17 protein-coding genes are annotated in these 18,951 nt (G+C 71.1%); 16 read left to right on the top strand and 1 reads right to left on the bottom strand.

Features of this window, described 5'->3' with window-relative positions:
* The first annotated feature begins 33 nt into the window (after nt 1-33).
* Nucleotides 34-1,377 (top strand): phosphotransferase, encoded by a 1,344-nt coding sequence (locus EDF63_RS06445; protein WP_123312122.1) that lies wholly within the window; start codon nt 34-36, stop codon nt 1,375-1,377.
* A 104-nt stretch (nt 1,378-1,481) separates the two neighbouring features.
* On the opposite strand, the gene EDF63_RS06450 is transcribed toward EDF63_RS06445, so the two are convergent.
* Nucleotides 1,482-1,838, bottom strand: a complete 357-nt coding sequence (locus EDF63_RS06450) for a DUF1844 domain-containing protein (protein ID WP_173170823.1) — start codon at nt 1,836-1,838, stop codon at nt 1,482-1,484.
* Nucleotides 1,839-2,126: 288 nt separating this feature from the next.
* On the opposite strand from EDF63_RS06450, the gene infC reads away from it, so the two are divergent.
* The 15 genes from infC to tyrS all read left to right on the top strand — a co-directional run bounded on the left by infC (nt 2,127) and on the right by tyrS (nt 18,514).
* Nucleotides 2,127-2,813: a translation initiation factor IF-3 gene (gene infC / locus EDF63_RS06455; protein WP_123312123.1), complete on the top strand. Its 687-nt coding sequence runs from the start codon at nt 2,127-2,129 to the stop codon at nt 2,811-2,813.
* 60 nt (nt 2,814-2,873) lie between these two features.
* Nucleotides 2,874-3,068, top strand: a complete 195-nt coding sequence (rpmI, locus tag EDF63_RS06460; RefSeq protein WP_111086286.1) for a 50S ribosomal protein L35 — start codon at nt 2,874-2,876, stop codon at nt 3,066-3,068.
* A gap of 27 nt (nt 3,069-3,095) precedes the next feature.
* Nucleotides 3,096-3,479 carry a 50S ribosomal protein L20 gene (rplT, locus tag EDF63_RS06465; RefSeq protein WP_111086285.1) on the top strand — a complete coding sequence of 128 codons (384 nt, stop codon included), beginning with the start codon at nt 3,096-3,098 and terminating at the stop codon, nt 3,477-3,479.
* A 65-nt stretch (nt 3,480-3,544) separates the two neighbouring features.
* The gene (locus tag EDF63_RS06470; protein WP_123312124.1) at nt 3,545-4,408 is read left to right on the top strand and encodes an RNA methyltransferase; all 864 of its coding nucleotides are present in this window, start codon (nt 3,545-3,547) and stop codon (nt 4,406-4,408) included.
* 67 nt (nt 4,409-4,475) lie between these two features.
* Nucleotides 4,476-5,516, top strand: a complete 1,041-nt coding sequence (gene pheS, locus EDF63_RS06475) for a phenylalanine--tRNA ligase subunit alpha (protein ID WP_123312125.1) — start codon at nt 4,476-4,478, stop codon at nt 5,514-5,516.
* Complete coding sequence (pheT, locus tag EDF63_RS06480; RefSeq protein ID WP_123312126.1) at nt 5,516-8,008, top strand: phenylalanine--tRNA ligase subunit beta; 2,493 nt, start codon at nt 5,516-5,518, stop codon at nt 8,006-8,008. Before pheS ends, pheT begins: the two co-directional genes overlap by 1 nt.
* A gap of 78 nt (nt 8,009-8,086) precedes the next feature.
* Complete coding sequence (locus EDF63_RS06485) at nt 8,087-9,184, top strand: N-acetyl-gamma-glutamyl-phosphate reductase (protein WP_123312127.1); 1,098 nt, start codon at nt 8,087-8,089, stop codon at nt 9,182-9,184.
* A 62-nt stretch (nt 9,185-9,246) separates the two neighbouring features.
* On the top strand, nt 9,247-10,407 hold the full coding sequence (gene argJ, locus EDF63_RS06490) for a bifunctional glutamate N-acetyltransferase/amino-acid acetyltransferase ArgJ (RefSeq protein WP_185021322.1): 1,161 nt from the start codon (nt 9,247-9,249) through the stop codon (nt 10,405-10,407).
* Entirely contained in the window at nt 10,407-11,459 is a 1,053-nt protein-coding gene (gene argB, locus EDF63_RS06495) for an acetylglutamate kinase (RefSeq protein WP_123312128.1), read from the top strand. Before argJ ends, argB begins: the two co-directional genes overlap by 1 nt.
* A 50-nt stretch (nt 11,460-11,509) precedes the next feature.
* On the top strand, nt 11,510-12,679 hold the full coding sequence (locus tag EDF63_RS06500) for an acetylornithine transaminase (RefSeq protein ID WP_395871515.1): 1,170 nt from the start codon (nt 11,510-11,512) through the stop codon (nt 12,677-12,679).
* A complete protein-coding gene (gene argF, locus EDF63_RS06505; RefSeq protein ID WP_123312130.1) occupies nt 12,676-13,647 on the top strand; it encodes an ornithine carbamoyltransferase in 972 nt (323 codons plus the stop codon). Before EDF63_RS06500 ends, argF begins: the two co-directional genes overlap by 4 nt.
* Nucleotides 13,648-13,656: 9 nt before the next feature.
* Nucleotides 13,657-14,853 carry an argininosuccinate synthase gene (locus EDF63_RS06510; RefSeq protein ID WP_123312131.1) on the top strand — a complete coding sequence of 399 codons (1,197 nt, stop codon included), beginning with the start codon at nt 13,657-13,659 and terminating at the stop codon, nt 14,851-14,853.
* Between the two features lie 92 nt (nt 14,854-14,945).
* Nucleotides 14,946-16,382, top strand: a complete 1,437-nt coding sequence (argH, locus tag EDF63_RS06515; RefSeq protein ID WP_123312132.1) for an argininosuccinate lyase — start codon at nt 14,946-14,948, stop codon at nt 16,380-16,382.
* A complete protein-coding gene (locus EDF63_RS06520) occupies nt 16,379-17,074 on the top strand; it encodes a DNA-3-methyladenine glycosylase (RefSeq protein ID WP_185021304.1) in 696 nt (231 codons plus the stop codon). The genes argH and EDF63_RS06520 overlap by 4 nt, the downstream gene beginning before the upstream one ends.
* Nucleotides 17,075-17,200: 126 nt before the next feature.
* Nucleotides 17,201-18,514, top strand: coding sequence for a tyrosine--tRNA ligase (gene tyrS, locus EDF63_RS06525; RefSeq protein ID WP_123312133.1), 1,314 nt, complete (start codon nt 17,201-17,203; stop codon nt 18,512-18,514).
* The last annotated feature ends 437 nt before the right edge of the window (nt 18,515-18,951 follow it).

The raw sequence follows: 18,951 nt of genomic DNA on the forward strand, positions 1-18,951 counted from the left end.
CCTCGCCAGCACTCGGCGCGTACGGTCCGCAGCATGAGCGACGGAGCCCGCCACCCCAGCGACACCGCACCCGACACCAGCGACACCGCACCCGACACCCGCGACACCGCACCCGACCCCGGCGACACCGCACCCAGCGACCACGACCTCGAGTCCTGGATCGCCGACCGCCGGTGGTACGCGTCGAAGGGGTCCGTGCCGCGCCTGCGCACCCTCTCCACCGCCGACGGCACCCGACTCGTCCTCGACGAAGCCCCCGCAGCACCCGCGGCTCCGGTCCTCTACCAGTCACCCGTGACCAGCGGCCCCGACGGCACCATCGCCGACGCCACCACCGACCACGCGTGGATCACGGCGCTCGCCGCACGCATCGACGCCGACCCGCAGAGCCTGCGCTCCATCGGCCGGGTCACCGGTGCGCGCGTCCTGACCGGTGAGCAGTCCAACACCTCGGTCATCTGCGACACCGAGTCCGGTGCCCGGGTCATCATCAAGGTGTTCCGCGTCCTGCACCACGGCGACAACCCCGACGTCACGACGCAGCTCGCGTTGTCCGCAGCCGGCAGTGCACGGGTCCCCCTGGTCTACGGCGCGTTGCGGGGCAGCTGGCCCGACGTCGGACAGGGCAGCGGCACGGCGACCGGCCACCTCGCGTTCGCGCAGGAGTTCCTCCCGGGCCTCGAGGACGCCTGGCGCGTGGCGCTCGAGGAAGCACACGCCGGCACACCCTTCGGTGACCGGGCCGAGCAGCTCGGTGCGGCGCTGGCCGACGTCCACCGCACCCTCGCCGAGGCGCTGCCGTCCGAACCCGCCGACGCGGCCCGACGAGACGCAGCGGTCGCGACGATGCACGAGCGGCTCGACACGGCCGCGCGCGAGGCCCCGGCCGTCGCCGAGCACGCGGATGCGATCCGAGCGGTCTACGCCGGTGCCACGGCGACGCCCTGGCCGGACCTGCAGCGCATCCACGGCGACCTGCACCTCGGCCAGGTGCTCGCCGCCCCCGAGCCGCGCGGCTGGGTCTTCCTCGACTTCGAGGGGGAGCCGCTCCGTCCCCTGGCCGAACGCTCGTTGCCGGACGTCACCCTCCGTGACGTCGCCGGCATGCTCCGGTCGTTCGACTACGTCGCCGGAGCGTTGGCGCACGACGCGGAACCGGTCGACGCCGCAGCGTGGGCGGACGAGGCCCGGGTGCGATTCCTCGCCGGCTACCAGCGGGGGACCGGCGCGGACCTCAGCGCCCACCGCGAGCTGCTCGACGCGTTCGAGCTCGACAAGGCCGTCTACGAGGTCGTCTACGAGACCCGGAACCGACCCGACTGGGTCGGCATCCCGCTCGCGGCCGTCACGCGCCTGGTCGGCCGCGGCGCGTCCTGACCCACGCACCCCCGAGACGGACGGGAGGCCCGTGGCGATCCCGCCACGGGCCTCCCGTCCGACGCCCTGACGGACAGGGCCCGTCGCGCGTCAGCTGCCAGCCGTCAGTTGACGGGGCCGGTGTACTTCTCGCCCGGGCCGGCGCCCGGCGCGTCCGGGATCGCCGACGCCTCGCGGAACGCGAGCTGCACCGAACGCAGGCCGTCGCGCAGCGGACGGGCGTGGTGGTCGCCGATCTCGGTCGCCGCAGCGGTGACCAGGCCGGCCAGCGCGGTGATGAGCTTGCGCGCCTCGTCGAGGTCGGTCTGCTCTTGCGGGTCGTCGGCCAGGCCGACCTTCACGGCCGCCGCGCTGAGCAGGTGCACGGCCACGGTGTTGATGAGTTCGACGGCCGGCACCTCCGAGATGTCCCTGGCGGCGTCGATGCCGCTGCCGTCGTCGTCGATCGGGGTGTCGGTCACGGTGCTCCTCTGCTAGACTCTCTCGCGGCAGATGCTGTCCGTGTGCCACCAGGTTCTCCTGGATCGCTCGGACGGTGTCACGAAAGAGGAGTCTCTCCCACCCGCGGCCGCGTTCCACCAGGCTACCGGGTCACCACCGCTCCGCGAGTGCACCGCAACTGGGTGCACACGTCGGTCGGGTCCACGGATCCGACGCAGGGCGGCTGCCGAACGGGTTCCGATCCGTGCGTCAGATCTCCTCTCTCGTGCTGTCGTCCAGGGCATACGTCCCGGACGACCACCACCTGATTGAAGGAGCTCCGCATCACCGATCCCCGTACCAACGACCGAATCCGCGTTCCCGAAGTCCGACTCGTCGGCCCGCAGGGTGAGCAGGTCGGCGTTGTCCCGATCGCCATGGCACTGCGCCTCGCGCAGGAAGCCGAACTGGATCTGGTCGAGGTCGCGCCGAACTCGAAGCCGCCCGTGGCCAAGATCATGGACTACGGCAAGTTCAAGTACGAGGCCGCTCAGAAGGCCAAGGAAGCCCGTCGCAACCAGGTGAACACGGACCTGAAAGAGGTCCGTTTCCGTCTGAAGATCGACGTGCACGACTACGAGACGAAGCGCAAGCGCGCCGAGGGGTTCCTCCTCGGTGGCGACAAGGTGAAGGCGATGATCCTCTTCCGTGGCCGCGAGCAGTCGCGTCCGGAGCAGGGTGTCCGTCTCCTCCACAAGTTCGCGGAGGAGATCGCCGAGTTCGGCGTCGTCGAGTCCCGTCCGACCCAGGACGGCCGCAACATGACGATGATCATCGCCCCCCTCAAGAACAAGTCCGACGTCAAGGGCGAGCAGAACGCGAAGCGCGCTGCACAGAAGGCCGAGCGTCGTGCGTCCGAGCACGCAGCGAAGGACCAGCCGGCCGAGGCGCCGGCGGCGGACGCCGCACCCGAGCAGGCCTCCGTGCCTGCCGACAGCGACAGCCCCGCCGAGTAGGTCACCCCGACCGACCCCGCAACGACGCGGCCCCCATCCATCCCACGGAAAGGCACCACCATGCCCAAGCAGAAGACCCACTCCGGGTCGAAGAAGCGCTTCAAGATCACCGGCACCGGCAAGGTCATGAAGCAGCAGGCCGGTATGCGTCACAACCTCGAGGTCAAGAGCTCCAAGCGCAAGGCCCGCCTGAACGAGGACCAGGTCCTCTCCAAGGCAGACGCGAAGAACGTCAAGAAGCTCCTCGGCCACTGAGCCCCCGGATCGTAAAGGAATAGTGCAATGGCACGAGTAAAGAGAGCGGTCAACGCCGCCAAGAAGCGCCGCGTCATCCTCGAGCGCGCCGAGGGCTACCGCGGCCAGCGTTCGCGTCTGTACCGCAAGGCCAAGGAGCAGGTCACCCACTCCCTCGTCTACGCGTACCGCGACCGTCACGCGAAGAAGGGCGAGTTCCGTCGCCTGTGGATCCAGCGCATCAACGCTGCGTCCCGCGCGAACGGCCTCACCTACAACCGTCTGATCCAGGGTCTGGGTCTGGCCGGTGTCGAGGTCGACCGTCGCATCCTCGCCGACCTCGCGGTGAACAACCCCGAGACCTTCACCGCGCTCGTCGAGACCGCGAAGAAGGCCCTCCCGGCCGACACCTCGGCTCCGAAGGCTGCGTAGTCAGTTCTTCTGCTCGCGAAACCCCCGCCGCACGGCGGGGGTTTCGTCGTTCCTAGACTTGGGTCGTGAGCGATCTCCTCGAGAACCCCCGTGCCGGACGCGTGAAGGCCGTCGCGGCCCTGTCGAAGAAGGACGTCCGTGCCGAAACGGGCTTGTTCCTGCTGGAAGGGCCGCAGGCGGTGCGTGAAGCACTCGAGTACGCCCCGGAGCTCCTGCGCGAGCTCTACGTGACGCCGACGGCCGCAGCCCGCTACGGGCTCGACGACGCGCCGGTCGACACCTGGTTCGTGACGGAGCAGGTGCTCGACGCGATGGCGGACACCGTGACGCCCCAGGGCGTCGTCGCCGTCTGTCAGCAGTTCCCGACGTCGGTGAAGGACGTCTTCCCCGACCGTCGCGTCGGTGACGCAGCTGCTGCCGTCGACCTGGAGGCCCGTGGGGACGCCGACGAGCCGGCCACGTTGCCGGGGTTGGTCGCCATCCTCGAAGAGGTGCGGGACCCGGGGAACGCCGGCACGATCATCCGCGCCGCCGACTCCGCCGGCGCCGACGCGGTGGTCCTCACCGGGCGGTCGGTGGACCCGTACAACCCGAAGGTCGTCCGTTCGACCACGGGCTCGCTGTTCCACGTGCCGGTGTCGGTGGGCGTGACCCTGGCCGACACGATCGCGCGGGCGAAGGCGCTCGGGTACACGGTGCTCGCGGCCGACGTGTCGGGAGACGACCTGCCGGTGGTCCGGGCCGAGGGCATGCTCGACGGCCCGACCGCGTGGGTGTTCGGCAACGAGGCCCGCGGGCTCACCACCGAGGACCTCGCGCTCGTCGACCGTGCGGTGAAGGTGCCGATCTACGGCCAGGCGGAGTCGATGAACCTGGCGACGGCTGCCTCGGTCTGCCTGTACGAGTCGGCGTTCGCGCTCCGGAGCTGACCCCTCCTCTCCACAGTCCGACCGGTGCAGGCGGGTGGTATCCCGTCGGCCGGTAGGCTTAGGTCTCGTGTCAGAACCTCTCGAGATCAGCGAATCGGCCGTCGCCGACGCCGTGGACGCAGCACTCGCCGCCGTCCGCGCCACGACGACGGTCGCCGAACTGAAGCAGGCCAGGGCCGAGCACACCGGTGAGCAGTCGCCGCTGGCTCGGATGAACGCGTCGATGCGCAGTGTGCCGCCGGAGCAGAAGGCCGCCGCCGGCAAGCTCGTCGGCCAGGCCCGCGGCCGGCTGAACGCGGCGATCGCGGAGCAGGAGTCGGTCCTCGCCGTGGCGGAAGAGCGCGCGCGGCTCGAGGCCGAGCGCGTCGACGTCACCGCGTTGCCGGCGCACCGCCCGACCGGCTCGCGCCACCCGCTCTCGCTCCTCAACGAAGCCGTCGCGGACATCTTCGTCGGCATGGGGTGGGAAGTGGCAGAAGGCCCCGAGCTCGAGCACGAGTGGTTCAACTTCGACGCCCTGAACTTCGACCAGGACCACCCGGCCCGGGCCATGGCGGACACGATCTTCGTCGAGCCCGTCGACCGGCACCTCGTCATGCGCACCCACACGTCGCCCGTGCAGGTGCGGTCGCTGCTGTCCCGCGACCTCCCGCTCTACGTCATCGCCCCGGGCCGTGTGTACCGCGCCGACGAGCTCGACGCCACGCACCTGCCGGTCTTCACCCAGGTCGAGGGCATCGCGATCGACAAGGGCCTGACGATGGCGCACCTGCGCGGCACGCTCGAGCACTTCGCCCGCCAGGTCTTCGGCGCCGAGGCCCAGATCCGCCTGCGCCCGAACTACTTCCCGTTCACCGAGCCCAGCGCCGAGATGGACGTCTGGCAGCCGAACGCCAAGGGCGGCGCCCGGTGGGTCGAGTGGGGTGGCTGCGGCATGGTCAACCCCAACGTCCTGCGTGCCGCCGGGATCGACCCGGACGAGTACCAGGGCTTCGCCTTCGGCATGGGCATCGAGCGGACGCTGCAGTTCCGCAACGGCCTGAACGACATGCGTGACTTCCTCGAGGGCGACATCCGCTTCTCGCAGCAGTTCGGAACGGTGGTCTGATGCGCGTCCCACTCCGTTGGCTCGGCGAGTCCGTCGACCTCCCCGAGGACGTCACCCTCGAGCACGTCCACGCGGCGCTCGTGTCGGTCGGCTTCGAGGAAGAAGACGTCCACACCTTCGACCTGACCGGCCCCGTCGTGGTCGGCCGGGTGCTCGAACGCGTCCCCGAGCCGCAGAAGAACGGCAAGACCATCAACTGGTGCCAGGTGGACGTCGGCGAGCCCGAGCCGCGCGGCATCGTCTGCGGTGCGCACAACTTCGACGTGGGCGACCTCGTCGTCGTCACGCTGCCCGGCGCCGTGCTGCCCGGCCCGTTCCCGATCGCGGCCCGCAAGACCTACGGCCACGTATCCGACGGCATGATCGCCTCGGCACGTGAGCTCGGTCTCGGCGACGAGCACGAGGGCATCCTCCGCTTCGCGGACCTCGACATGGAGCCGACCGTGGGCGAGGACGCCATCGCGCTCCTCGGCCTCGACGACGCCGCGGTCGAGATCAACGTCACGCCGGACCGCGGGTACGTGCTGAGCATGCGCGGTGTCGCGCGCGAGTACGCCCACGCCACCGGTGCGAGCTTCCACGACCCCGTCGACCGCGTCGCCCCCCGCACGGCCGAGGGCTTCCCGGTGACGATCGACGACCAGGCACCGATCCGGGGTCGCGTCGGCGCGAGCACGTTCGTCACCCGGGTCGTCCGCGGCATCGACCCCACGGCGAAGACACCCGCCTGGATGGTGTCCCGCCTCGCCCTGGCAGGCGTCCGCTCGATCTCACTGCCCGTCGACATCACGAACTACGTCATGTTCGAGCTCGGCCAGCCGCTGCACGGGTACGACCTGTCGACCGTGCGTGGTGGCCTGGGCGTCCGTCGTGCGACTGCGGGCGAGACGCTCGAGACCCTCGACGGCGCCGTGCGGAAGCTCGACCCCGAGGACCTCGTCATCACCGACGACGACGGTCCCGTCGGACTCGCCGGGGTGATGGGCGGTGCGCGGACCGAGATCTCGGCGAGCACGACCGACGTCCTGATCGAGGCCGCCGGGTTCGACCAGGTCTCGATCGCGCGGACCGCTCGCCGGCACAAGCTGCCGAGCGAAGCCTCCCGTCGCTTCGAGCGCGGCGTCGACCCGCTCGTGGCCGAGGCCGCTGCGAACCGCGCCGTCGAGCTCCTCGTCGAGCTGGCGGGTGGGACGGCCGACGCCCTCGGATCGACCCTCGTCGACACCGAGCCCCGCGCGACGGTCACCATGCGGACCACTCGTCCGGCCGAGCTCATCGGGGTGGACTACACCGACACCGAGGTCGTCGACACCCTCCGCGCGATCGGTGCCACGGTGCAGGCCGACGGCGAGCAGCTCGCCGTCACACCGCCGACCTGGCGCCCCGACCTCACCGACGACACCACGTTGGTCGAGGAGGTCGCGCGGATCGTCGGGTACGACCGCATCCCGAGCGTGCTGCCCGTCGCCCCGCCCGGACGCGGACTCACCCCGCACCAGCAGGCGCGACGTCGGGTCTCCGCGGCCCTCGCGGCGGCGGGCCTGGTCGAAGCGGTGACGGCACCGTTCGTCTCCGCGGCGACCCAGGACGCCTACCCGGGGATCGACCCGGACGGCGGCCCGAGCGTCGTGCTCGCGAACGCCCTCGACAGCGAGCAGAACCTGCTCCGCCGCAGCGGAGTACCGGCCCTCGTCGACGCCGCCCGCCGCAACGTGGCGCGCGGCCTGCTCGATGTCGCGCTCTACGAGACCTCGCGGGTGTTCCTGCCGGCGACGGGCGTGACGCTCGGTACCGACGAGGTCCCGGCCGGTGCCGCGCTGCCCGACCGTGCGACGCTCCAGGCACTCGACGCGTCCCTGCCCGCACAGCCGTTCCACGTGTCCGCGCTGCTCACCGGCAACCGAGTCGTCAAGCAGGCCGGCGTCGCCGCCGAGCCGTACGGCATCGCCGACGCGATCGACGCGGCGCGACAGGTCGCGTGGGCCGTCGGCGTCGAACTCCGCGTCGCGCAGACCACCCACCCGTCGCTGCACCCGGGCCGCGCGGCGTCGCTGCTCGTGGGCGACACCGTCGTGGGCGTCGCCGGCGAACTCCTGCCGGAGCTGTCCGCTGCTGCGGTGCTGCCCCGCGTGGTGGCCGTGGTCGAGCTCGACCTCGACGCCATGGTGGCCGCGGCCCCCGACCTCGTCGCGGTCGCGCCGATCGTGTCGTACCCCGCTGCGACGCAGGACCTCTCCCTGGTCGTCGACGCCGGGGTCCCGGCCGGTGACGTGTTGGATGCGGTCCGCTCTGGTGCCGGAGACCTGTTGGAGTATGCTCGGCTCGTGGATGACTACCGGGGCTCCGGCGTGGACGAGGGACAGAAGTCCCTGACGTTCGCCCTGCGCTTCCGTGCCACGGACCGCACGCTGACCGCTGCCGAGGCCACCGAGGCCCGTGACGGCGCAGTCCGACGTGCCGGCGAGCGATTCGGGGCGACCCTGCGCGACTGACCCACGACGGGATCAGCACCGCCCGGGGTCGCCGCCTCCGACTCTCTCGACGACCAGTCCGACCAAAGGTGGAATCCCATGTCCGTATCCGTCGCCGTGGCGGGAGCCTCCGGCTACGCGGGTGGTGAGCTCCTGCGCGTGCTCTCCGCCCATCCCGAGTTCGACGTCAGGACGGTGACGGCGTTCTCGAACGCCGGACAGCCGCTGATCGCGACGCAGCCGCACCTCCGCTCGCTGTCGCACCTGACCCTCGAGAAGACGACGGCCGAGACGCTCCGGGGGCACGACGTCGTGTTCCTGGCGCTGCCGCACGGTCAGTCCGGCGCGATCACCGAGGAGCTCGGTGACGAGGCCCTCGTCGTGGACTGCGGCGCGGACCACCGCCTGACGGACCCCGCGGCCTGGGAGCAGTTCTACGGCGGCGAGTACCACGGCGCCTGGACCTACGGCCTGCCCGAGCTCCTGCTCGCCGCCCCGGCCCCCGGCTCGGCCGACGAGTGGCGCGAGGTCGAGGACATCGCATCGCAGGGCAAGCAGCGCTCGGCCCTGGTCGGCACCAAGCGGATCGCCGTCCCCGGGTGCAACGTCACCGCGGTGACGCTCGGCATCCAGCCGGGCATCCAGGCCGGACTCGTCGAGTCGGACGACATCGTCGCGGTGTTGAGCGTCGGCCCGAGCGGTGCCGGCAAGAAGCTCGCAAACACCTACCTGGCGTCCGAGATCATGGGCTCCGCCAGCGCCTACGCGGTCGGCGGCACGCACCGGCACGTCCCGGAGATCCAGCAGAACCTGGTCGTGGCGGGTGCTGCCGACGTGACCATCTCGTTCACGCCCGTGCTCGTCCCGATGTCGCGCGGCATCCTCGCGACGACGACCGCCAAGATCACCCCCGGGGTGAGCGCGCGCGACGTGCGACTCGCCTGGGAGCAGGCCTACGCCGACGAGCCGTTCGTGCACCTGCTGCCCGAGGGCGAGTTCCCCCGGGTCGCGGACACGATCGGTGCGAACACCGCACTCGTCGGCATCGCCGTCGACGAGGCCGCGGGCCGCGTCGTCGCCGTGACGGCACTCGACAACCTCGCGAAGGGCACGGCGGGCGCCGCCGTCCAGTCGACCAACATCGCCCTCGGTCTACCGGAGACCCTGGGCCTGAGCGTGGACGGAGTCGCACCGTGACCGACGCAAGCAACGGACCGACCGCCACCGGCGGGACGGACGCGGCCACGGGCCTCCCGGCCCTGCAGGGTGTGACCGCAGCAGCGGGCTTCCGCGCGGCCGGCGTGACCGCCGGCCTCAAGACCAGCGGCAAGCCGGACGTGGCGCTCGTCGTCAACGACGGCCCCGACGCGGCCGTGGCCGCGGTGTTCACCAGCAACCGTGCGCAGGCGCACCCGGTGATCTGGTCCCGCCAGGTCGTCGGTGACGGCGCTGCGCGTGCCGTCGTCCTGAACTCCGGCGGTGCCAACTGCTTCACGGGCCCCTTCGGCTTCCAGACCACGCACATGACCGCCGAAGCAGTGGGCGACGCCCTCGGCATCGGCGCCGGCGACGTCGTCGTCTGCTCCACCGGCCTGATCGGGGTCGGCGACCAGACCTTCCGCGACGGCGTGCTGCGCGGGGTCGACCTGGCGAGCGCCGCACTCAGCGCCGACGGCGGCCCGGATGCGGCCACGGCGATCATGACGACCGACACCAAGGCGAAGCAGTCCGTGGTGACCGAGGACGGCTGGACCGTCGGCGGCATGGCGAAGGGCGCGGGCATGCTCGCACCAGGGCTCGCGACGATGCTCGTCGTGATCACCACCGACGCCGTGCAGACGCCGGACCAGCTCGACCAGGCGCTCCGCGCGGCCACCCGCATCACCTTCGACCGCGTCGACTCGGACGGCTGCATGTCGACGAACGACACCGTCGCGCTGCTGTCGTCGGGCGCGAGCGGGGTGACACCCGAGGTCGGCGACTTCCAGGAAGCACTGACCGCGGTCTGCGCGGACCTGGCCCGCCAGCTGCAGCAGGATGCCGAGGGCGCGAGCCACGACATCACGATCGAGGTCGTGCACGCCGCGACCGAGGACGACGCCGTGACCGTCGGCCGGAGCGTCGCCCGCAACAACCTGTTCAAGGCGGCGGTCTTCGGCAACGACCCGAACTGGGGCCGGGTGCTCGCGGCGATCGGCACGACGGACGCCGACTTCGACCCGTACGCGGTCGACGTCAGCATGAACGGTGTCCGGGTCTGCCACGCCGGTGCGCCGGACCAGCCGAGCGACACCGTCGACCTGACGCCGCGCGACACCCACGTGCGCATCGACCTCGGTGTCGGGACGCACGCGGCGACGATCCTGACCAACGACCTCACGCACGACTACGTGCACGAGAACAGCGCGTACTCCAGCTGATGGCGAACGACACCGAAGGGGCCGGGACGCCCCTCACGAAGGAAGAAGAACACGAGTTCGCGGCGGTCAAGGCCGCGACCCTGATCGAGTCCCTGCCGTGGCTCAAGCGCTTCTCCGGCAAGGTCGTCGTCGTCAAGTTCGGCGGCAACGCCATGGTGAACGACGATCTCAAGCGGGCGTTCGCCGAGGACATGGTCTACCTCCGCTACGCCGGCCTGCACCCCGTCGTGGTGCACGGTGGGGGTCCGCAGATCTCGGCCGCGCTCAAGGAACAGGGCATCGAGTCCGAGTTCCGAGGTGGCTACCGCGTCACCACGACCGAGGCGATCACGGTCGTCCGCGACGTCCTGGCGGGCGAGGTCAACCGCGAGATCGTGGACCTGATGAACGAGCACGGCGAAGGCCTGGCCGTCGGCGTGTTCGGCGACGGCGGGTCCTTGTTCACCGGTGAGCAGAAGGGCGTGGTCGTCGACGGGCAGGAGTACGACCTCGGCCACGTCGGTGACATCACCCACGTCGACCCCTCCGGGGTGCTCGCCGCGATCGAGGCCGGCCGGATCCCGGTGGTCTCGAGCATCGCGATCGACGACGCCCACCCGGACCAGGCGCTCAACGTGAACGCCGACGCGGCGGCCGGTGCCCTGGCGATCGCGCTGCGTGCGTCGAAGCTCATCATGCTCACCGACGTCCCCGGCCTGTACCGCAACTGGCCGGACCGCGACTCGCTCGTCGACCTCATCGCGGTCGAGGAGCTCCGCGAGCTCCTGCCGTCCCTCGAGTCGGGCATGATCCCGAAGATGACCGCGTGCCTCGACGCCGTGGTCGGCGGGGTCGGCGGGGCGACGATCATCGACGGCCGGATCCCGCACTCGATCCTGCTCGAGGTCTTCACCCTGCGCGGTGCGGGCACCGAGGTGATCCCGGACCCGAGCCGACGAACCGAGAACCAGATGACCCACGCCGAGATCGGCCGACGCGTGGCAGCACCGTCGACGAGCACCAGCACCGGCCAACACGTGGCCAGCACGACCGAGAAGGGGCAGCAGCAGTGAGCAGCGAGACGCAGACCGAGACCTGGAACGACCGGTTCGGGGCGTCGCTCATGCGATCCCTGACGCCGCCGAAGATCATGCTCGAGCGCGGACAGGGCTGCCGTGTCTGGGACGTCGAGGGCAACGAGTACCTCGACTTCCTGGCGGGCATCGCCGTCAACTCGCTCGGCCACGCGCACCCCGTCCTGGTCGAGGCGATCGCCGACCAGGCCGCGAAGCTCGTGCACGTGTCGAACTACTTCGCGACCCCGCCGCAGCTCGAGCTCGCGGAGCGCCTCAAGCGCATCACCGGTGCGGGCGACGCCGGGCGGGTGTACTTCGGCAACTCCGGTGCCGAGGCGAACGAGGCCGCCTTCAAGCTCGCGCGCCTGAACAAGGGCGCGGACGGGCAGAAGACCCGCATCCTCGCGCTCAAGCAGGGGTTCCACGGCCGCACGATGGGTGCGCTCGCGCTCACCGGCAAGCCCGCGCTGCAGCAGGACTTCCTGCCGATGATCCCGGGTGTCGAGCACATCGACTCCACCGTCGCAGCGCTCGAAGCGTCGATCGACGACACCGTCGCGGCGATCATCATCGAGCCGATCAAGGGTGAGGCCGGCGTCGTCGACCTGCCGGAGGGCTTCCTGCTCGCGGCACGCCGACTGACCGAGGAGCACGGTGCGCTGCTGATCCTCGACGAGATCCAGACCGGCGTCGGACGGACGGGCAACTGGTTCACCTACCAGGGGCACGGCTTCACCCCCGATGCCATCACGGTGGCCAAGGGCATCGCCGGTGGCTTCCCGATCGGTGCGCTCGTGACGTTCGGGTGGGCGTCCGACCTGTTCTCGGCGGGCCAGCACGGTTCGACCTTCGGTGGCAACCCGCTCGGCACCCGGGTGGCGAACGCGGTGCTCGCCGAGATCGAGCGCGCCGACCTCGTCGCGGCCGCCGTGGTCAAGGGCGAGCGGATCCGAGCCGGCATCGCCGGCATCGGTTCACCGCTCGTCGAGGAGGTCCGCGGCACCGGCCTGCTCATCGGCGTCGGGCTCACGGGTCCGGTCGCGGCTGCGGTCAACGCCGCCGCGCTCGAGCGTGGCCTCATCATCAACGCGCCGAACGAGTCGAGCCTGCGCCTCGCGCCGCCGCTCATCGTGTCCGACGCCGAGATCGACGAGTTCGTGTCGATCCTCGCCCAGAGCCTCGCGGCCGTCGCTGCCGCCCAGGAGACCTCCGCATGACCCGCCACTTCCTCCGGGACGACGACCTCAGCCAGGCCGAGCAGTCCGCGATCCTCGACATCGCCGACCAGATGAAGGCCGACCGCTGGGGTGCGAAGCCCCTCGCCGGCCCGCAGAGCGTCGCGGTCATCTTCGACAAGTCGTCGACGCGCACCCGGGTGTCGTTCCACGTCGGCATCTCCGACCTGGGCGGCAGCCCGCTGATCATCTCGACGGCGAACAGCCAGCTCGGCGGCAAGGAGACCCCGTCCGACACCGCCCGTGTGCTGGAGCGCATGGTGTCGGCGATCGTCTGGCGCACCTACGGCCAGGCCGGCCTCGAGGAGATGGCTGCCGACACGACCGTCCCCGTCGTCAACGCGCTGTCCGACGACTTCCACCCGTGCCAGCTGCTCGCCGACCTGCTCACCATCCGCGAGCACCGCGGCACGCTGGCGGGCCAGACGGTGGCGTTCATCGGCGACGGTGCGAGCAACATGGCCCAGTCGTACCTGCTCGCCGGCGCGACGGCGGGCATGCACGTCCGCGTCGCTGCCCCGGCCGAGTTCTCGCCGTCCCCGCAGGTCGTCACCGATGCCGAGCACCGTTCGGCCGAGACCGGTGGGTCCGTGCTGGTCGTGACCGACCCGGTGGCCGCGGTCGCCGGCGCCGACGTCGTGGTCACCGACACGTGGGTGTCGATGGGCAAGGAGTCCGAGAAGCAGTCGCGTCTGGACACCTTCTCCGGGTACCGGGTGGACGACGCCCTCATGGCGCACGCCGCCGACGACGCGGTGTTCATGCACTGCCTGCCCGCCGACCGCGGCTTCGAGGTGACCGCCGACGTCATCGACGGGCCGCGCAGCATCATCTGGGACGAGGCGGAGAACCGTCTGCACGCCCAGAAGGCGCTGCTGGCCTGGCTCCTCGCCGCGAACGGCGCGTCCGCGACCGCGTCCGCGACCGCGACCGCCGCGGCAACCGCGTAGGCGCACCGCATGGCAGACCGCGTCGTCCTCGCGTACTCCGGCGGCCTCGACACCTCCGTCGGGATCGGCTGGCTGCGTGACGCCACCGGCAAAGAGGTGGTGGCGCTGGCGGTCGACGTCGGCCAGGGCGGCGAGGACCTCGACGCGATCCGGCAGCGCGCGCTCGACTGCGGGGCCGTGGAGTCGATCGTGGTCGACGCCAAGGACGAGTACGCCGACGAGTACATCGTGCCTGCCCTCAAGGCCAACGCGCTGTACCAGAAGCGCTACCCGCTGGTGTCGGCGCTGAGCCGCCCGCTCATCGCGAAGCACCTCGCGCTGACGGCGAAGCAGCTCGGCGCCGACAGCGTCGCGCACGGCTGCACCGGCAAGGGCAACGACCAGGTCCGGTTCGAGGCAGCGGTCGCGGCGATCGCCCCGGACCTGCGGAGCGTGGCACCGGTCCGCGACCTCGCCCTGACCCGCGACAAGGCGATCGCGTACGCCGAGCAGCACGCGCTGCCGATCCAGCAGTCGCAGCGGTCGCCGTACTCGATCGACCAGAACGTGTGGGGTCGTGCGGTCGAGACGGGTTTCCTCGAGGACCCGTGGAACGCCCCGACCGAGGACCTCTACGCCTACACGCAGGACCCCGCCGTGCAGCGTGACGCGGACGAGGTGACGATCACGTTCGAGCGCGGCGTCCCGGTGGCGCTCGACGGGCAGCGCTTCAGCGTGCTGCGGATCGTCCAGGAGCTGAACGCCGTGGCCGGCAAGCACGGCGTCGGCCGGATCGACGTCGTCGAGGACCGCCTCGTCGGCATCAAGTCGCGCGAGGTGTACGAAGCCCCGGCGGCGATCGCGCTCATCACGGCGCACGAGGAACTCGAGCGTCTCACCCTCGAGCGCGACGTGAACCGCTACAAGCGCGGTGTCGAGTCGGAGTGGGCCGACCTGGTCTACGACGGCCTGTGGTTCGGCGGGCTGAAGCGCAGCCTCGACGCCTTCATCGACCACACCCAGCAGCACGTCTCCGGCGACGTCCGCCTGCAGCTGCTCGGCGGCCGGGCGACGGTGAACGGCCGTCGGTCGGAGCAGAGCCTGTACGACTTCGACCTCGCGACGTACGACACCGGCGACACGTTCGACCAGTCCCTCTCCAAGGGCTTCATCGAGCTCTGGTCGCTCCCCAGCAAGATCTCCGCCCGCCGCGACGCGGCGAACTGACACCCGCCGCCACCCGGCGGACTGACACCCGCCGCCACCCGGCGGACGACGCCCCACCGCCACCCGGCCCGACGACAACGACGCAGGACGACATGACCGACGAGAAGACCGACGCCACCAACACCGGAGCCCTCTGGGGCGCCCGCTTCGCCGACGGCCCGAGTGCGGCCCTCGCCGCGCTGTCGAAGTCGACGCAGTTCGACTGGCAGCTCGCGCCGTACGACATCGCCGGCTCCCGCGCGCACACCCGGGCCCTGCACGCGGCCGGGTACCTGACGGCGGACGAGCTCGAGCGCATGCTCGCCGGGCTCGACCGGCTCGAGGCCGCGCACGCGGACGGCACACTGCTGCCGGACGAGTCCGACGAGGACGTCCACGGCGCCCTCGAACGACTGCTGATCGCCGACCTCGGTCCGGAACTCGGCGGCAAGCTCCGCGCCGGCCGCAGCCGCAACGACCAGATCGCGACACTCGGCCGCATGCACATGCTCGACCACGGGCGGCGCATCGGACGGCTCGTGATCGACCTGGTCGACGCGATCACCCAGCAGGCGAACGAGCACCCGGCGGCGATCATGCCGGGTCGCACGCACCTGCAGCACGCGCAGCCCGTCCTCCTCGCGCACCACCTGCTGGCGCACGCCTGGCCGCTCGTGCGGGACCTCGAGCGCCTCCGCGACTGGGCGGGCCGTGCGAGCGTCAGCCCGTACGGTGCGGGTGCCCTCGCCGGCAGTTCGCTCGGCCTCGACCCCGCCGCGATCGCCGCGGAGCTCGGGTTCGACCGGCCGGCCGACAACTCGATCGACGCCACGGCCGCCCGCGACGTCGTCGCCGAGTTCGCGTTCGTGCTCGCGCAGATCGGCATCGACGTCTCGCGCCTGTCGGAGGAGGTCATCCTCTGGAACACGAAGGAGTTCGGCTTCGTCCGGCTCCACGACGCGTTCTCGACCGGGTCGAGCATCATGCCGCAGAAGAAGAACCCCGACATCGCCGAGCTCGCACGCGGCAAGTCCGGTCGTCTCATCGGCAACCTGACGGGGCTGCTCGCGACCCTGAAGGGCCTGCCGCTCGCCTACAACCGCGACCTGCAGGAGGACAAGGAGCCGGTCTTCGACTCGGTCGCCACGCTCGAGGTCCTGCTGCCCGCCTTCACCGGCATGATCGCGACGCTCACGTTCGACACGGACCGGATGGCCGAGCTCGCACCGCAGGGGTTCTCGCTGGCGACCGACGTGGCCGAGTGGCTGGTCCGCCAGGGCGTGCCGTTCCGTGACGCCCACGAGGTGTCCGGTGCGCTGGTCCGGTACTGCGAAGAGCGCGGCATCGAGCTCGACGACCCGACGGACGACGAGTACCGCTCCGTCTCCGAGCACCTCACCCCCGGTGTCCGTGCCGTGCTCACGATCGAGGGCAGCGTCGCGTCCCGCTCTGGTGTCGGCGGCACCGCTCCGGACCGCGTCGCCGAGCAGCTGGCCTCCGTCACGCGCCGCGTCCACGACCTCGCCGAGGGCGCTCCCTTCACGCGATGACCGAGGGGCTGCTCGCGATGCTCGCCGAGCCTGCGCCGATCGTCGCACCCGCACTGCTCGGTGCGACGATCACGGGCCGGGGTGTGACGCTGCGCATCACCGAGGTCGAGGCCTACTTCGGGCCCACCGACCCTGGTTCGCACGGCCACCGCGGGCCGACCGAGCGCAACCGTCACCTGTTCGGCGCTCCGGGGACCCTGTACGCGTACCGCTCGTACGGCATCCACACCTGCGTCAACGTCGTGAGCGCGCCGGCGGGCACCTCCTCCGGCTCCCTGCTCCGCGGGGCGCAGGTGATCGAGGGTGTCGAGACAGCACGTGGACGACGTGGCCCGTCGGTCGCCGACGTCGCGTTGGCGCGCGGCCCCGGCAACCTCGGTGGCGCGCTCGGCGCGGTGCTCGGGCAGGACGACGGCACCTCGCTGCTCGACGGGTCCGGTCCGTTCGTGCTCACGTTGGCACCCGGCCTGGAGGCCCGGCTCGCCTCCGCCCCGCCGGCTCGGGTCGTCGAGGAACTCCTGACCGAGACCGCACCCGGCCCCGGCGGGGCCGGAACGGTCCCACGCGTCTCGCGCGGACCGCGCACCGGCGTCGGCGGCATCGCCGGCGGTGCGCAGTACCCCTGGCGCTTCTGGTTGACGGGCGACCCGACGGTCTCGACGTACCGACGGCACAAGGGTGCCCTCGACTGATCCCCACCGGCACGGCCGGCCCGCCGCTGCCGCGTCGCGCCGGAACCGGCGGCGTGGGCCCGGACGCGCCACGGGCCTCCCGGTCGACGGCGCCTGTCGGTGGTGCGCCGCCGCTACGATGGCGGGGTGTCCAGTGATACCGCTCAAGACGTCCTGACGCGCCAGCAGAACGACCCCACCTTCGCCTCGGTGTGGGACGAACTGCGCTGGCGTGGTCTGGTGCAGGTCTCGACCGACGAGACCGCACTCCAAGAGGCCCTCGACGGTGACCCGATCACGTACTACTGCGGGTTCGACCCCACGGCACCGTCGCTGCACTGCGGCAACCTCCTGCAGCTCCTGACCATGCGTCGGTTGCAGCTGGCCGGGCACAAGCCGCTCGCGCTCGTCGGGGGATCGACGGGACTCATCGGCGACCCCCGTCCGACGGCGGAGCGCACGCTGAACACCCGCGAGACCGTCGCCGAGTGGGTGGCGCGACTGCAGTCGCAGGTGTCCCGGTTCCTCAGTGCGGACGGAGACAACGGCGTGCGGCTGGTGAACAACCTGGACTGGACGTCACCGATGTCCGCCATCGACTTCCTGCGCGACGTCGGCAAGTACTTCCGGGTGAACTCGATGCTCAAGAAGGACGCCGTCGCCGCGCGGCTGAACTCCGACGCGGGCATCAGCTACACCGAGTTCAGCTACCAGATCCTGCAGGGCCTCGACTACCGGGAGCTCTTCCGGCAGTACGGCTGCACGCTGCAGACGGGGGGCTCGGACCAGTGGGGCAACCTGACCTCGGGGACGGAGCTCATCCGTCGTGCCGAGGGTGCGACGGTGCACGCGCTCGGGACGCCCCTGATCACGAACTCGGACGGCACGAAGTTCGGCAAGAGCGAGGGCAACGCCATCTGGCTCGACGCCGAGATGACCTCGCCGTACGCGCTGTACCAGTTCTGGCTCAACACCGCGGATGCCGACGTGATCGCCCGCCTGCGGGAGTTCACGTTCCTGTCCCGCGCCGAGATCGAGCGGCTCGAGCAGGCGGTCGCCGACGAACCGTTCCGACGCGAAGCGCAGCGGACCCTGGCGTTCGAGGTCACTGCGCTGGTGCACGGGGTCGACGCGACCCAGGCCGCGATCGACGCCGCGGCCGCGCTCTTCGGCAACGGCGACCTCGGTGCGCTCGACCCGGCCACGCTGCGGTCGGCGATCGCGGAGCTGCCGGGATCGGTGACCCTCGAGCCCGGAGCCGACGTGGCACGGGCCCTCGTCGAGACCGAGCTCGTGAAGTCCCTCGGCGAGGCCCGGCGTGCGATCGACCAGGGCGGCGTGTACGTGAACAACGTCCGTGCCGAGGACCCCGCCGCACCGTTGTCGGACCTCGCCCTGCCCGGGGGAGTCCTCGTGCTCCGCCGCGGCAAGAAGACCCTCGCCGGTGTCACGCTGGCCTGACCCTGCGGACACCCGGCCGACGCGTGTTGCACAACGCGACACGCCCGGGATCGGGCCTGGCTTGGCACACCCGCCCAGGCCTGCGTAAAGTTCCTACTCGTCACCCCAAAGGTGCGGCGGAGCGGCTGGAGCGAAAGCCCAGAGCACGCCGGCCCTCAAGCGGGACCGTCCTCCACTGAAGTTCAGATCGAGCCTTGTGCTCGATCGCTTCGACGCCTAGGATGACAAGCCCACCGGTTCTCTCCCTTCGGGATGAGCCACAGGACCTCCGGGTCCGACGACACACCGGTGGCAAGCCAAGTACACAAGCCTCTCTGGCGGAGCATCTTCGGGTGTCGAGCGGGGGAGTGCGTCTGGTCCTTGAGAACTCAACAGCGTGCACATTGTCAATGCCAATTTATTGATTGACCTCGTGCCTGGCCTTCCTTCGGGTTGGT

Origin of the sequence: Curtobacterium sp. JUb34 (genome assembly GCF_003755065.1) — a bacterium.
In the GTDB taxonomy this organism is placed as follows: domain Bacteria; phylum Actinomycetota; class Actinomycetes; order Actinomycetales; family Microbacteriaceae; genus Curtobacterium.

Coding starts and splice junctions, on each gene's coding strand:
- EDF63_RS06445 (WP_123312122.1), top strand. CDS start 34: ATGAGCGACGGAGCCCGCCACCCCAGCGACACCGCACCCGACACCAGC.
- rpmI (WP_111086286.1), top strand. CDS start 2,874: ATGCCCAAGCAGAAGACCCACTCCGGGTCGAAGAAGCGCTTCAAGATC.
- rplT (WP_111086285.1), top strand. CDS start 3,096: ATGGCACGAGTAAAGAGAGCGGTCAACGCCGCCAAGAAGCGCCGCGTC.
- pheT (WP_123312126.1), top strand. CDS start 5,516: ATGCGCGTCCCACTCCGTTGGCTCGGCGAGTCCGTCGACCTCCCCGAG.
- EDF63_RS06485 (WP_123312127.1), top strand. CDS start 8,087: ATGTCCGTATCCGTCGCCGTGGCGGGAGCCTCCGGCTACGCGGGTGGT.
- argB (WP_123312128.1), top strand. CDS start 10,407: ATGGCGAACGACACCGAAGGGGCCGGGACGCCCCTCACGAAGGAAGAA.
- EDF63_RS06500 (WP_395871515.1), top strand. CDS start 11,510: ATGCGATCCCTGACGCCGCCGAAGATCATGCTCGAGCGCGGACAGGGC.
- argF (WP_123312130.1), top strand. CDS start 12,676: ATGACCCGCCACTTCCTCCGGGACGACGACCTCAGCCAGGCCGAGCAG.
- EDF63_RS06510 (WP_123312131.1), top strand. CDS start 13,657: ATGGCAGACCGCGTCGTCCTCGCGTACTCCGGCGGCCTCGACACCTCC.
- argH (WP_123312132.1), top strand. CDS start 14,946: ATGACCGACGAGAAGACCGACGCCACCAACACCGGAGCCCTCTGGGGC.
- EDF63_RS06520 (WP_185021304.1), top strand. CDS start 16,379: ATGACCGAGGGGCTGCTCGCGATGCTCGCCGAGCCTGCGCCGATCGTC.